The 13925-nt window shown below is 67.5% G+C and carries 8 protein-coding genes; 2 read left to right on the top strand and 6 right to left on the bottom strand.

Features of this window, described 5'->3' with window-relative positions:
* Nucleotides 1-65: 65 nt before the first annotated feature.
* The 3 genes from HMPREF1137_RS05290 to HMPREF1137_RS05280 all read right to left on the bottom strand — a co-directional run bounded on the left by HMPREF1137_RS05290 (nucleotide 66) and on the right by HMPREF1137_RS05280 (nucleotide 5990).
* Nucleotides 66-3083: an FAD-binding and (Fe-S)-binding domain-containing protein gene (locus HMPREF1137_RS05290; protein ID WP_007589683.1), complete on the bottom strand. Its 3018-nt coding sequence runs from the start codon at nucleotides 3081-3083 to the stop codon at nucleotides 66-68.
* Between the two features lie 714 nt (nucleotides 3084-3797).
* On the bottom strand, nucleotides 3798-5642 hold the full coding sequence (locus HMPREF1137_RS05285; RefSeq protein ID WP_007589675.1) for an alpha/beta hydrolase: 1845 nt from the start codon (nucleotides 5640-5642) through the stop codon (nucleotides 3798-3800).
* A gap of 3 nt (nucleotides 5643-5645) precedes the next feature.
* Nucleotides 5646-5990, bottom strand: a complete 345-nt coding sequence (locus tag HMPREF1137_RS05280; RefSeq protein ID WP_007589673.1) for a hypothetical protein — start codon at nucleotides 5988-5990, stop codon at nucleotides 5646-5648.
* Between the two features lie 226 nt (nucleotides 5991-6216).
* On the opposite strand from HMPREF1137_RS05280, the gene HMPREF1137_RS05275 reads away from it, so the two are divergent.
* Nucleotides 6217-8187, top strand: coding sequence for a putative sodium/potassium/calcium exchanger (locus HMPREF1137_RS05275; protein WP_007589682.1), 1971 nt, complete (start codon nucleotides 6217-6219; stop codon nucleotides 8185-8187).
* A gap of 94 nt (nucleotides 8188-8281) precedes the next feature.
* Here the strand turns inward: HMPREF1137_RS05275 and HMPREF1137_RS05270 are convergent, their stop codons facing one another.
* The 3 genes from HMPREF1137_RS05270 to HMPREF1137_RS05260 form a co-directional block, all read right to left on the bottom strand.
* Nucleotides 8282-9427 (bottom strand): alpha/beta hydrolase, encoded by a 1146-nt coding sequence (locus HMPREF1137_RS05270; RefSeq protein ID WP_034496945.1) that lies wholly within the window; start codon nucleotides 9425-9427, stop codon nucleotides 8282-8284.
* Between the two features lie 84 nt (nucleotides 9428-9511).
* On the bottom strand, nucleotides 9512-10669 hold the full coding sequence (metX, locus tag HMPREF1137_RS05265; RefSeq protein ID WP_007589676.1) for a homoserine O-acetyltransferase MetX: 1158 nt from the start codon (nucleotides 10667-10669) through the stop codon (nucleotides 9512-9514).
* Between the two features lie 110 nt (nucleotides 10670-10779).
* The gene (locus HMPREF1137_RS05260; RefSeq protein ID WP_007589687.1) at nucleotides 10780-12105 is read right to left on the bottom strand and encodes an O-acetylhomoserine aminocarboxypropyltransferase/cysteine synthase family protein; all 1326 of its coding nucleotides are present in this window, start codon (nucleotides 12103-12105) and stop codon (nucleotides 10780-10782) included.
* 458 nt (nucleotides 12106-12563) lie between these two features.
* Here HMPREF1137_RS05260 and HMPREF1137_RS05255 point away from each other — a divergent pair, with 458 nt between their 5' ends.
* Complete coding sequence (locus tag HMPREF1137_RS05255) at nucleotides 12564-13898, top strand: C40 family peptidase (RefSeq protein ID WP_007589680.1); 1335 nt, start codon at nucleotides 12564-12566, stop codon at nucleotides 13896-13898.
* Nucleotides 13899-13925: the final 27 nt, after the last annotated feature.

The following is a 13925-nucleotide window of genomic DNA, read 5'->3' as shown; positions in this document are numbered from 1 at the left end:
TACGACGGTGCCCCGAACAGGAGCAGTGCCCGGAAAACCCGTTGGCCTCGCAGCAAAGCCAGAATTCAGGCGGAACGTCCCGCAAGCAGCGTCGCCAGGTGGACGCCCCCGCGGCCCGCCAGCTGCGCGGCCTGGGTGCGGCACGAGAAGCCGTCCGCCAGATACACGGCATCCGGTTGGGCCGACAGGGACGGCAGTAGAGAATGCGAAGCGACAGAGACAGACAGGTCGTAGTGGCCCGCCTCCATGCCGAAATTTCCGGCCAGGCCACAGCAGCCCTCGAGCCTGGTCACGTGAGCGCCCAGCGACTCGAGCAGCGCCTGGTCCGCGTCCCACCCCATGACGGAATAGTGGTGGCAGTGCGGCTGCGCGACGATCTCGACGCCCTCCAGGCTTGGCAGGCGACGCGCGGATGCTGGCACCGCCGACAGCACCTCGGCGAGGGTGCGCGTCGCGGAAGACACGAGTCCCGAACGCGGGTCCTCGGGCAGCAGGTCCAGCAGGTCGTCGCGCAGCACCGCCGTGCACGATGGCTCAACGCCGACGATCGGGATCCCCGACGCCGCGAAAGGCGCAAGAACGCCCAGCAACGACGCCAAGTGCTTCTTCGCACCGCTCAGCTGACCCGTCGTAATCCACGTGAGGCCGCAGCACGCATCCGGCGCGACAATCGGCGCAAACCCGTTCGCCTCGAGCACGTCGACGACCGCGCGCGCACCCGCATCGTCCAGGGTCTGGCTAAACGAGTCCGCCCACACGAGCGCGTATGGCCGCCCGCTGGGGTCGCGTGGCCCGTTCAGGATCGGGGAGTCCGACATCGACGAGGTCGGGGCGCCGCCGCGCTCGCGGGCATCGGATACGGCATCCGACGAAGCCGACGCAGGAACACTGCCCGCCAGCAGAGAATGGCGGCGAGCCCACGCGGTGAAGGTGCCGGACTGGAGGGCGGGCATGCCTCGTCGAGGATCGAGGCCGATGATGCGGAAGGCGAGCGAGCGCAGGGGACCCACGGACATGACGGCGTTCGCGACAGTAGCCAGGCCGGGCACGCGCGCGGTGACGCGGGTGAGGCGCGGCAGCCAGCCGAGCGTGTAGTGGCTAAGGGGGCGCATGCGGCCCCGGTAGGTGCGGAACAGCGCTTCGGAGCGGTAGCGGGCCATGTCGACGCCGGCGGGACAGTCGGCCGAGCAGGCCTTGCAGGCCAGGCACAGGTCGAGTGCCTCGAGGACCTCGGGGGAGTCGATGGCCTTGATGAGCTGCGAGTTCGCGGCTTCCTGGAGAATGCGGGCGCGCCCGCGGGTCACGTCCTTCTCCTCGCGCGTGGCCAGGTAGGACGGGCACATGAAGGTGCCGGACACGCCCGCTCGGCATTTGCCGACGCCCGTGCAGCGGTGGACGGCGGCCGTGAAGTCGCCGCCGTCGTGGGTGAAGGCGAAGCCGCCGTCCGCGGGCATGGGGCGCGCGGCGACGCGGCGCAGGTTCGCGTCGAGGGGGTCGACGCCGGGCTGGAGCTCGAGCACGCCGCCGGCATTCCGCGCCCGCGCGCGGGAGGAGGCCTCGGCCTCGTCCATGGGGGCGGCGAGCACCCCGGGGTTGAGGAGGTTGTCCGGGTCGAAGATGTGCTTGACCCGGGCGAACAGGTCGAGCATCTCGGGGGAGTACATGAAGCGCAGGAGTTCGCCGCGGGCGCGCCCGTCGCCGTGCTCGCCGGAGACGGAGCCGCCGTGGGCGGCGCAGATGCGGGCCGCGGACTGGAGGAAGGCGCGCGAGTGGGCGACGCCCTCGGGGGTGTCGAGCGGCATGGCGAGGCGCACGTGCACGCAGCCGTCGCCGAAGTGCCCGTACAGGAGCCCGTCGATGTCGAACTCCTCCATGAGGGCGGTGAAGTCGCGCAGGTACGCGCCGAGGTTTTCGGGCGGGACGGCCGCGTCCTCGAAGCCGGGCCAGGCCTGCTGGTCACCGCCGCCCGCGCCGTCAGGCGGGGTGCGTCCGCCCAGGCCCGCACCGTCGGCTCGGATCCTCCACAGGGCCGAGGCCTGGGCCCCCGGTGGGTACACGACCGTGTCGATGGCGGCGGAGTCGGCGCACAGGGCGCGTGCGCGCTCCAGGGAGGCGGTGACGTCTTCGCCGGGGGCGCCGACTTCGACGAGGAGCCAGCCTTCGCCCTCGGGCAGGGCAGGGACGGCACCGGGGCCCTTGTGGGCGCGCACGACGTCGACGAGGCGGCGGTCCATGCCCTCCACCGCGAGGGGGGAGTGGGCGAGGAGAGCGGGCACGTCATCGGCGGCTTCGATCATGGAGCGGTAGCCGAGGGCTGCGAGCACGGGCGCGTCGGGCAGGGGCACGAGGCGCACGGTGACGGACAGGATGAGGACGAGGGTGCCCTCGCTGCCCGTGAGCATGGCGGCGAGGTTTCGTCCGCCCTCGGGGGTGAGGTGCCCGAGGGAGTAGCCGGAGACCTGGCGCTTGAAGCGACCGAGCTGCGTGCGGATTGGCGCCAGGTTCGAGTCGATGAGGGAGGCCAGCCCCGGCACGTCGCGAAGCGCCGAACCGTGCGAGGTCGTGGCCGTGAAGCGGTGCCCCTGCCCGTCCACGCAGTCGAGGGAGACGATGTTGTCGGAGGTGCGTCCCCAGGCGGTCGCGTGTGGGCCGCACGCGTTGTTGGCGACCATGCCTGCGATCGTCGCGCGGTTCTGGGAGGAGGGGTCGGGGCCGAAGCGCAGGCCGTGCTTGGCGGCGGCGGCCTGGAGGGTGGAGCCGACGCAGCCGGGTTCGACGGTGGCGGTGTGGGCCTCGGGGTCGATGGAGAGGACACGGTTCATGTGCCGTGAGAAATCGAGGACGAGGCCGGGGCCGATCGCGTTGGACGCGCACGAGGTGCCGCCGCCTCGGGCGGTGAGGGGGACGCCGTGGGCGCGGGCGAGGTCGAAGGCTGCGACCGCCTGCTCGGGCGTGCGCGGGAAGGCGACGGCTAGGGGCGGGATGCGCGTGAGGCCGGCGTCGGAGGAGTAGCGCGCTCGCGTGCCGCTCGAGGCGTCGACGTCGATGAGTGCGCGCAGGTCCGTCAGGAAGCTCTCGCTCATGGTGCCAGTCTGTCACGCGGGCGCGTGTTGGGCGGCGGGTATCCGGTGTGCGGATGGTCGCTCGAGGGTGTGGTCCGTCGGCTGCGCGTGGGGGCCGTGGTGCTGTAGGAAAAGGAGAGGGCCGAGGCAGTGGTTGCCTGCGGCCCTGACGATTACGCGGGTTCCGGGTCGTCGCGGAACAGCTTGGGGAAGGGTGTCACGGGGACGGGCATGCGCTCCACGGGCGGCAAATGAGGGCTGACCGCCTGCTCGGAATGTGGGTAAATGCGGGGGGTCGAGTCTGTGCTCAGGCAGTAGGGTGACAGTTCGCGGCGCGTCTCATCGGACGCTGGAACCTGCAGCTCTGGCGCCGAATATTCAACGATACGCAGCTTATCTCTGCCCATTGAGTGCCACCCTGTTCTGTCTCATATGCTCAGTCGCGCAGTAGTCTAACCGGGTGGAAGATGCTGCGCCATCCGGATTCTGAGCGACATGTGTCATCGTACACGACATTGGTCCCAAGTCGTCGGACAACTGAGGATAGTTGCTCAGAATGTGTCAGTGGCTGACGTTTCGCTGCGCCGTGCCGCTGAGGGGACTGGCGGGCTGTGCATGCGACGGTGCTCCCAGCCTGTCGAGGGATGGGAGCACCGTTTGGATTTGTCTAGCGGTGAGAGGTTTCTTTCGCTCGGGCTTCTTCGAGCGCTGCATATTCCGCTGTGATTGTTCGGGTTAGGTCAGGTTGCGCGAGACGCTCCAGTTATCGGTCAACCCCAACTCGTGAGCCTTGTCGAGCATTTCCCATTCCTCGTCCGTCGTCTGGTCTGAGCCAGCGACGATGTTCGCGAAGTCCTGCGAGGTTCGTGTGCCTTCGTCAAAGTAGTCCATATGGTGCTTGAAGCTGTGTGTGACGTCCGTCCACCAGCGCGAAATGCCGGGGCTCTTCTTGTTGACCCAATAATCGGCTGAGTCTGTTGCATCCCCGCTGAGGTGTGTAATTCCATCGAGATTACGGGGATCTTTCCCGTATCCACTCGAGGCTAATACGTTGAGATCCTGGACTGAATCATGTGTTGGGATAGATGAGACATAGACGTGATCCTTGGGGACGTTGTACTCATCGATGCTCTGAACGCCGGAACCGGGGGAGCCGCACATGATGAAGCGGTCGACGGTGCCGGGGGCGACGAGCGTCATCGATTTGCCGGACGTGGTGGAACCGTAGGAGTGGCCGATGAGGGTGTTGACGAAATTGTGGTTGTTAGCCTCGGCGCTTGCGCGCAGCCCCTCCTCGAAGCGCGCGAGCTTGGGGGCCGCGCGATCCGCGTAGCGGATGTCCGTTGCCTGAATAAGGTCAATCCCCTCGTTTTTGGGGGCGACGTAGCCGAGGTAGGAGATGGTGGCGACGTTGTTCGGGTCGATCCCCGCGTAAGCGGTCTGCTTCTTGAGTCGTTCGTTGAACTCCATGTAATACCCGAGGTCGCCGCGCACGTTCGTGCCGATGCCAGGGACGAGTGTCGACACGTGCGTGGCGGTGTCAGGGTTGCCCGAGGCAACGATGGCGGTCGTGCGCTGGTACTTCTTGTCGTAGTCGAAGTCGAGTAGGTAAGCGGGGGGAAGGCCGCTCTTGGCACGTTCGGTGTCGTTCGTTTGTCGTCGGATCGCGCTCAGGTCGTCGTAATGCTCCTGGGCTACTCTCATTCGCTCAGCTGCTTTTCGGTATTTCTCTCGCACGTCGGCGGGGATGTGGTTTGTGCTGGTTTCGCTTGCGGCCTTGAGGTATTCCTTCTTGGCTTTGTCGTATTCCTCCGTCGCGGCGGATAGTTCTTGCTTGGATTCCTCGAAGGCTCCTGCCCGATAGGTTCCGTCGGCGTGGAGATAGCCGTTAAGTGCGTGCTTGTTGGCCTTGTCGCGTGCCACCGCTGGGAGTCCGTCGAGGTGGCGGATGTCATCCGGGCGTCGATCGACGAGGAATTGTTGCTGCTCGTATGACAGTGATTTCCACCAGGCGGCGACCTGAGAGGGGGTCCAGTTCGGCTGGGGGAAGTCGGGGACGCCGACGACCTTGTTGTTTGCCCCGTCGCCATCCGTGTAGCGGTCGTTATTGATATTGCTAAGAGCCTCGCACAGGTTGCTGTCAACCTGGTTGGCCTGTTCGACAATTGCCTTGATTTTGTCGACGATATCGAGGTATTCCTGAGAAGGGGCGTCTTCTCGCCTTGATAAGCTATGGTCGATGACGGTGCCGTTGGTGAGGATCGTGCACTCGACAGCGGATGCGTATGCTAGCAAGCTGTGGACGTTTGCCACGACGGTCGCAACCCCGTCGCGTGCGCCCTCGATGGCCAAGAGAGCGCCGTTGACATTGGTGAGCGCGCGCTCGAGCGAAGCGAGGTTCTTGGTGGTCGCCTCGCGCATCGCCGTGACGGCCTCACCCTCGGACCGGACGGCGCCCAGGGCGTCCTCGCCGTCCTCGTAGGCCTTGCGCAGGACTTGGTTCGCTTCGAGCAGGTCCTTTGCGATGGACTCGAGAGATCCACTTTCCCAGTTGAGAATGTTTGCCCACGTGATCGCCATGGTTCACTCTCCCTTCGATGGGCCGACGGGCGGGCAGGGCTCGGGGAGGCTCGCCATGACCTGTTGGATTGACTGCTGGTTGATGTCTTCTGTTGCCCAATACTCGGTGGCCGAGGCCTTAACGTTGTCGGCCAGGGTTGAGAAGGAGGTCTTCAGCGCGAGCAGCTGGTCCTCCATGTGTTCGCCTGCATATGTCGCCTGTGTGGGGGCGGAGCCGCCTTCCATGGCCAACTTGACATAGGAGAGATTGTAGGGAAGGGAGGCGATATTGTTGATCGTCGCCGAGAGGTCGCTCAGTTTCTGGGAGAAAGCCTCGAGGTCGTTCTCGAGAATGTGGAGATCGGGCATCGTCGTCCTGTCCTGCCGTCAAAGATCTGTTGCGCTAGCTCACTATTCTACCGGCTTGAAGAACTGTGGGCGTGATGTGGGGCGTGGGTGAGATGGCTCGTCGACCGGGGCTTTAGGGATAGATGCTTACGTGGTATCTATCCCATTGTCCCTGTGTCATCCGTGTTTCTTTTGGAACGTATGAAACAATGGCCCCGAGCGCCCCATACACGTGAAGGGAAGAGCGATGGCCCTGTTTGAGTTCGAGGATGGACACCTCGTCCCCGCTCAATTCGGATATCCGGTCGCCCAGGACCTGGGACCCGACCTTGTCGACGCTATCTGCCAGCAGGTCCTGCAGATTGTCTCGCGCCCGCTATTCCCGGTGACCTGGCGTGATATGACCGGCCAGGGGGACGAGGAGACGCCGCGTTTGACCGCGCTTGACGTGTCGGGTCAGATCGTCTCCGTCGAAATTCTTAAGGAACTCGACTCCGAGACCCTTATTACCTCCCTGTCGCGACTGGCCGAGGTGGCCTCGATTTCGTGGTCGGACCTGGCCGCAGAGTACCCCTCGGGCCCCGAGGGCTTCCGCGGCGGTTGGGCGCAGTTCCGAGACTCGATGCCCCCGGCGGTGGGCCCGGGCCCGCGACTCATCATCGTCGCCGGCGAGATCGACCCCTCGGTGCGCCCCGCTCTGTCCATCCTGGCGACGTCCGGCGTCGAGGTGCACCTCATGAACCTGCGCCAGATGTCGAACGGCCGCCTGTTCCTGGACGTGAACGCGGTGGGGCCGCGCCTGTACGGCCATGCGCCGCAGCTCCTCGCCTCCGCCGCGGCAGCGCCCGCGCTGGCCGCCGCGACCGAACAGCCGGCTCCCTTTGAGGAAAGGGTGCCCGCAGAGTCCGCGATCCCCGCGCCTCCCGAGGAGGGCGCCGAGGCCTCGAACGAGGAGGACTCCGAGACCCCCACGACGCGCCCCACGCCGAAGGTCGCCCCGCACCTGCGCGAGGTCTTCACCTACCCGATCGACGAGGAGCCCCCGGCTCCCTGGCAGTCCGCCGCCGAGGAAGGCGATCAGGACGAGGCCGAGGCCGAGTTGGCCGACGCGCTCGAGGCCGTCGACGCCCCGCAGCAGGGCGAGCCCGCCGAGCAGGCCGACGCCACCGAGGAGTCCGCGGATGAGTGGGCCCCGGCCGATGAAGCCGACGATGCCGATGAAGCAGGCGAGGCCGACGCCCCTGATGCTGCCGACCAGCACGTCGCCGATCACGTCGAGGCGGCTAACAGCTCCGAGGTCAACGAAGCAGTGGAGGAAGTCGCAGACGATCGCGACGCGTTTGCGCCCGAATTCTCCGACAGTGAGCACGCGGAGGAGGCCGAGGCTGAGATCGCCGACGCGCTCGACACTGCGGGTGCGCACGAGCAGGTCGACGAGCAAGCCGAAGCCTCCGAAGGTGACGCCGCCGAGCAGCCCGCGGACAAGTGGGCCCCGGCCAACGAGGCAGGCGAAGCCGACGCGCACGCCGTTGACGACCAGCACGCCGACGATCACCAAGAGGAGATCGCCACGGAAGAATCAGTTCACGCTGAGGAGGCCGAAGCCGCCGACGAACGCAGCGATGAAAGCGACGAGCACGTTGAGATCGCCGACGAACAGGCGGAATCGGCAGGCGACGCCACGCCCGAGCAGGCTGATGAGCAGCAGGAGCCCGAGGAAGACAAGCCCCGCTGGGAGCGTCCCGCCCACATGAGCCGCCGCGCCACGCGTCGCGCTCGCGAAGAATCCGTCGAACTTAACGACGGCGGTGCGACCGACGCGGCCACGGCCTCGTCCGTGGATCGTTCCGATGAATCCCCAGAGGTCGCCGCGGCCCGTGCGGAAGGACTGCCGGTCCTCGGCCGCGACGAGGCCGGGCTGCGCACCCTCGCGCAGATCCTCGGCCAGGACACGCCCCTCGTGGCCCGCAGTGAGCTCGGCCTGCCCGCCGACCTCGTGCTCGCGGCCAGTGGCGCGGTCTCCGGCGCAGGCCTGACCTACCCGTCGCTCGACACGCTCCTGACCGCGCGCGGCCTCGGCCATCTCGACGCTTGGGGACAGGTGCGCATCGGCGATCGCCTGGGCCCGACCCTGGCCGAAGCCCTCGACGAGGTCAACCGCGAGATCGTGCGCGAATACGCGCAGGCTCCCCGCGGACACCGCTCCGCCAAGCACTGACGCGCGATCGCGGCGAGCGCCCAGACCGCGCGACGCTGACACGACGAAGGAGGCCCGGGATCATGCGATCCCGGGCCTCCTCGCTTCCTGATGCTCAGCGCACGAAAGCATCCAGCCAGCCGCGCATCGTCGCGTACACGGCCTCGCGCACGGGAGCGTCCGACAGGACGAGATCGTGCTTGCCGGGGAAACGCGCGATCGTCACCAGGTCCGACAGGCCCAGGCTCCGCTGAGCGATGACGGTCGGATCCAGGACGGTGTCGGAGGTGAAGGCGCGCTCGCACCACTCCTCGTCGAAATAGGCGGACGTGGACACCATCGACAGGACCGGGCAGTCCAGGTGCACGTCCTTTTCGATCGTCTCGTGCCCGGCCATGATTGCCTCGAGCCACGAGGCCGGTACCGGGTAGGACTCGGGGCGCTTCCAGTCCTGGATGATCGGCCAGCCCGCGACGGACGGATCCTGCGCCGACAGCCCCTCCGGGATAGGCAGTTCCGACGAAGCCCGACCCGCGAGCGAGCGTCCGTAGTGTCCCGCCCCTCCCGTGGGCACCTCCCACATCGGGTTACGCGACGCAATGCGTCCGATGACGGGGGCCATCGCCCCGCGCCAGGCGGCCATCGACTGCATTTCCAGCCAGCCCGAGTTCAGGATCAGGCCGTCCAGGACGCCCGGGTGACGATGCGCCCACAGGGTTGCAATCAGGCCGCCCGTCGAGTGGCCCATGAGGACGATCGGCTCGTCGTCGCGCTCGGAGCGGATGATCTCGATGGCCTCGCCGATCTCCTCGTCGTACACGGACAGGTCGTCCGTGTAGCCGATCGTCTGATGGGGACGCAGGGAACGCCCGTACTTGCGCATGTCCAGCGCGTAGAACGCGGCACCCGCGTCAACCAGGTGCTGGGCCATTTCGGTCTGGAAGAAGTAGTCGTTGCGACCGTGCAGGTACAGGATCGTCAAGCGGGTGCTCGCGGGCGGGGTCGCGCGCACGAGGGTTGCCACGCAGGGGCCCTCCGCGTCGTCAAGCAGCTCGATCGTGCGTGACTCGTACCCGTCGCCCAGGATGTCGGCGCGCCACTGAAGGCCGGGAGGACCGGCTTCGCCCCAGGGGGCCATGACGTCGCGCTCGGGGATCCCCTCGGGCGACGAGGCCGGGGCCTCCACCCCGGACAGGTCGGGTAGGCCGCTCGTGTCGGGCATTAGCTCGCCGCCGGCCGTGGGATTGCTGGTAACGCTCATGCGGTCAGCATAACGCGCGAGGCCGCCCCGGCCTCGTTGATGAGGAGGAGGAACCGGGGTGGCCTCGCGGAGAATGGGGGTCGATCAGGCGAAAGAGGACGCGCGCGAGGGGATGCGCTCGTTGAGGAACTCGTCGAGGAGAGCGGTCAGCTGGTCGTGCTCGATGAGGAATCCATCGTGGCCGTGGTCGGAGTGGATCTCGCGGTAGAACGCGCCCGAAATTCCGGCTGCCATCTGCCAGACCTGCTCGGGGAAGAACAGGCGGTCGGAGTCAACCGCGACGACGAGGGTGCGCGCGGTGACGGCCTTGAGGGCCTCGATCACGCCGCCGCGGTCGCGGCCCACGTCGTGGGACAGCATCGTGCGGCACAGCGTCACGTAGGAACCTGCGTCGAAGCGGCGCACGATCTTCTCGCCGTGATAGTCCAGGTAGGACTCCACCGCCAGGCGACCGCCGTGCAGCGGATCCTCGTCGTTCTGGGGGATGCGGCCGAAGCGCTCGTCCAGCTCCGAGGGGGAGCGGTAGGTCGTGTGCGCGATCTGGCGGGCGAGCGCGAGCCCGGCGGTGGGGCCGGGGCCCGCGTAGTAGTCGCCGCCGCGCCACGCCGGATCCAACTCGATTGCGCGGATCTGCGTGTGGGTCCAGGCAGCCTGGTCGGCGGTCGTCTGCGCGCCCGAGGCCACGACCACCAGTCGGCGCACGCGCTCCGGGTAGCTGACCGCCCACTCGATGGCGCGGTGTCCGCCCAGCGACGCGCCCACGACGATGCTCCACTCGTCGATGCCGAGCAGGTCGGCCAGGCGGGACTCGGCGTACACCTGGTCGCGCGTGGAAATTACGGGGAAACGCGAGCCCCACGGCGCGCCGTCGGGAGCGAGGGACGCCGGGCCCGTGGAACCCTGACAGCCGCCCAGAACGTTCGCGGCCACCACGTAGTAGCGGTCCGTGTCGATGATGCGCCCCGGCCCCACGATCTGCTCCCACCAGCCGGGCGTCGGCTGCCCGGGCGCCTCCTCGCCGCAGACGTGCGCGTCGCCGGTCAGCGCGTGCAGGATGAGGACCGCGTTGGAGCCGGCCTCGTCCAGCTCGCCCCACGTCTCGTAGGCAAGTGTCACGGAGGGCAGGATCTCGCCGTTTTCCAGGCGCTGGGCACCCAGGTTCGCGAACTTGCGGAAGGCGACCGGGTCGCCCTCGCGCCACGCGCCGGAGATGGGGGCGGGGGGCAGGTTGTGACGGCTCATGATGTCCTTCTTTCGCAGGGGCGCTTCGCTGTTGCGGGAATTGGGGGAGGGGCAGCGGCGGCCTCGGAGCCTCAGGAGTGCGTGTATCCCCGAGGCCGCCGACGGGTCTGTTAGGCCGTGGCCGCGCGGGCCGCGGCGAAGCCGAGCTCCAGGTCGGCGAGGATATCCTTGATGTTCTCCAGGCCGATCGACAGGCGCACGGTGCCGGGCGCGACGCCGGCCTTGACCAGCTCCTCCTCGGTCAGCTGCGAGTGCGTCGTCGACGCCGGGTGGATGACGAGGGACTTCGCGTCGCCGATGTTGGCGACCACCGGCAGGAGCTGCACGCCGTCTGCGAAGGCCCGGCCGGCCTCGTACCCGCCCTTGATGACGAAGGAGAGCAGGCCGCCCGTGCCCAGCGGCGCGTACTTCTTGCCCAGCTCGTAGTAGGGGGAGGACTCCAGGCCCGCGTAGTTGACGGATTCGACGTCCGGGTGAGCCTCGAGGAAGCGGGCGACCGCCAGCGCGTTGGAGACGTGGCGCTCGATGCGCAGGGACAGCGTCTCGATGCCCTGCGAAATGAGGAACGCGTTGAAGGGGGAGGTGACGGCTCCCAGGTCACGGTTGATGAGCGTCTGGATGCGCAGCAGGAACGCCAGGTTCGCGCCCAGCGCGCCGCCCACGCCCAGGTCACGGGCGTAGACGAGGCCGTGGTAGGACTCGTCCGGCGTGTTGTACAGGGGGAAGCGCTCGGGCTGGGAGGCGAAGTCGAAGTTGCCCGAGTCGACGATCGCGCCCGCGATCGAGGTTCCGTGTCCGCCCAGGTACTTGGTGGCCGAGTGGACGACGATGTCGGCGCCCCACTCGATCGGACGAACCAGGTAGGGGGTGGCGACCGTGTTGTCGACGATGAGGGGCACGCCGACCTCGTGGGCGACCGTTGCGATCGGCTCGATGTCGAGGATGTCGCCCTGCGGGTTGGGGATGGTCTCGCCGTAGAAGGCGACCGTCTTGTCGTCGGCGAGCGCGCGCCAGGCCTCGGGGTCGAGGGGGTCTGCGACGAAGCGGGTCTCGATGCCCAGGCGTCCCAGCGTGTTCTTCAGGAGGGTGACGCTGCCGCCGTACAGGGAGGGGGAGGCGACCACGTTGTTACCCGCCACGGCCAGGGCGAGGATCGACAGGGCGGTTGCGGACTGGCCGGAGGAGACGAGGAGGCCGCCGACGCCGCCCTCGAGGGCCGCGATGCGGGCGGCGACGCCGTCGGTCGTCGGGTTGGTCAGGCGCGTGTAGATGGGGCCCAGCTCCTGTAGGGCGAAGCGGTTCGCGGCCTGCGCGGTGTCTTCAAAGGCGTAGGAGGAGGTCTGGTAGATGGGCAGGGCGGTCGCGCCGGTGGCGGGATCGATGTTGTATCCGGCGTGAATCTGCTTGGTTTCGAAGGACCAGTCGTTGGCGGTCATTGTGCGGCTCCTTAGGTGAGGGGTGGTTCGTCTCTGATTCCCCTCCGGCGGGCCGCAGATGCGGTGAAGTGAACATGCGTCGAGGCGCGTCCCGCTGTCGGGGGACTGCGCGGCAGTCGCTTGTGCTGACGCGCAGTCAGCGGCACATTCGACGGTTCATGCCTTCAATTGTTTGTCATCGACGAGGCCTGGGCGCGACGGTCCCGGATGGTGGACTTTTGTGACAGCTGCTGTCCGTCGGTCGAGTATGTGAGCAGGCTCATGGTGATGGTTGAAAATGTCATGAAAGCGCAGGTATTTGCGCGGTAATCATGGTGCTGGTGTTACTAATGTTGCGACTGTTGCATGTGTGAAAGTTGAGTTTTGTGGTGTGTTTGTTGCCAAGCGTGACGAAAGTGGATAGGCTCTTTCCCAGTACGCGCGCTCCGGCGCACCTAATTGGACGAGATGAGACAACGATGAGACGACGCGGAACCATTCGCACGGGCCTGACGGCTATCGCCGCCTGCGCCCTCCTCGTGCTGCCCCAGATGGCGCAAGCCGCCCCCTCTGAGGAAGAGATCGCTGCCGCAAAGGCTGCCGAAGAAGCTGCGAAGATGAGCGTCGCCCAGATCGAGGTCAAGCTCGCCGAGGTCAGCGCCAGCGCCGCAACCGCGGTGCAGAACGCGCAGATCGCCGGTGAAAACCTCAACGAGGCGAACATCGCCCTAGCCGAGGCGACCGCGACTGCCACCCAGGCCTCGGCCGAAGCCGATGCTGCCGAGGCCGCCTTCCAGGAAGGCAAGCAGCAGATCGCCTCCGTCGCGCAGGCTGCCTACCGCAATGGCGGTGGCACGCTCGACTCGCTCGCCCCCTACCTTGACTCCGACGGTCTGCGCAGCGTCGAGACGAAGCAGGCCGGCATCAATTCCTTCTCGTCCTCCGCCGAGGCGAAGATGCAGAATGTCGCCGCCCTCGAGCAGGTCGCCAAGGTGACCCGCGACGCCGCGAACTCCGCGCTCGCGAACCAGCAGGCCGCCACCAACGAGGTCCAGGCTCGCACCGACGCCGCCAACCAGGCCGCGACCGCCGCCCAGAACGAGGCTGCAATCGTCGCCGCCCAGCGCAGCGCCTACGTGCAGGAGCTGGCCACCAAGCAGAACACGACCGTCGATCTCATCAACCAGCGTGAGGCCGCCCTCGAGGCCGAGCGTCAGGAAGCCGCGCGCATCGCCGCCGAGCAGGCCGCCGCAGCTGCGGAAGCCCAGCGTCAGGCCGAGGCCGCAGCCGCCGCCGAGCGCGCTGCTGCCGCTGCTGCCGCCCAGGCCTCGTCCTCCTCGGACGACGAGGACGATGATGACGACTACTCGTACTCTGCGCCCTCCTACTCTGCGCCCTCCTATTCCTACGAGGAGCCCTCGTACTCGGCCCCCTCCTACTCGGGTGGCGGCGGCGCTGACGCGGCGATTGCGGCCGCGAAGAGCTACCTCGGCGTCCCCTACGTGTGGGGCGGCGAATCCTACGGCGGCGTGGACTGCTCGGGCCTGACCATGCTCGCCTGGGAGAGTGCGGGCGTTGATCTGCCGCACCTCTCCCGCGCGCAGTACAGCTACGGCACGCACGTGCCGATCGGCTCCATGGAGGCCGGCGACCTGATCTTCTGGTCCTCCAACGGCACCCAGTCCGGCATCTACCACGTCGCCATCTACCTGGGCGGCGGCCAGATGATCGAGGCTCCCACCTTCGGCGTGCCCGTGCGCATCACCGGCGTGTACAGCTGGGGCTCGATCATGCCCTACGCCGTGAGGCTCTGAGCCGCATCGTTGCTTGACGATCCGGGG

Origin of the sequence: Actinomyces sp. ICM39 (assembly GCF_000282935.1) — a bacterium.
GTDB lineage: Bacteria > Actinomycetota > Actinomycetes > Actinomycetales > Actinomycetaceae > Pauljensenia > Pauljensenia odontolytica_B.
The sequence above is the reverse complement of the archived record's forward strand: the minus strand, read 5'-3'. Positions and strand labels throughout refer to the sequence as shown.

Excerpts from the sequence above, each read along its gene's own strand:
- HMPREF1137_RS05290 (WP_007589683.1), bottom strand. The coding sequence starts at position 3,083 with ATGAGCGAGAGCTTCCTGACGGACCTGCGCGCACTCATCGACGTCGAC.
- HMPREF1137_RS05285 (WP_007589675.1), bottom strand. The coding sequence starts at position 5,642 with ATGGCGATCACGTGGGCAAACATTCTCAACTGGGAAAGTGGATCTCTC.
- HMPREF1137_RS05280 (WP_007589673.1), bottom strand. The coding sequence starts at position 5,990 with ATGCCCGATCTCCACATTCTCGAGAACGACCTCGAGGCTTTCTCCCAG.
- HMPREF1137_RS05275 (WP_007589682.1), top strand. The coding sequence starts at position 6,217 with ATGGCCCTGTTTGAGTTCGAGGATGGACACCTCGTCCCCGCTCAATTC.
- HMPREF1137_RS05270 (WP_034496945.1), bottom strand. The coding sequence starts at position 9,427 with ATGAGCGTTACCAGCAATCCCACGGCCGGCGGCGAGCTAATGCCCGAC.
- metX (WP_007589676.1), bottom strand. The coding sequence starts at position 10,669 with ATGAGCCGTCACAACCTGCCCCCCGCCCCCATCTCCGGCGCGTGGCGC.
- HMPREF1137_RS05260 (WP_007589687.1), bottom strand. The coding sequence starts at position 12,105 with ATGACCGCCAACGACTGGTCCTTCGAAACCAAGCAGATTCACGCCGGA.
- HMPREF1137_RS05255 (WP_007589680.1), top strand. The coding sequence starts at position 12,564 with ATGAGACGACGCGGAACCATTCGCACGGGCCTGACGGCTATCGCCGCC.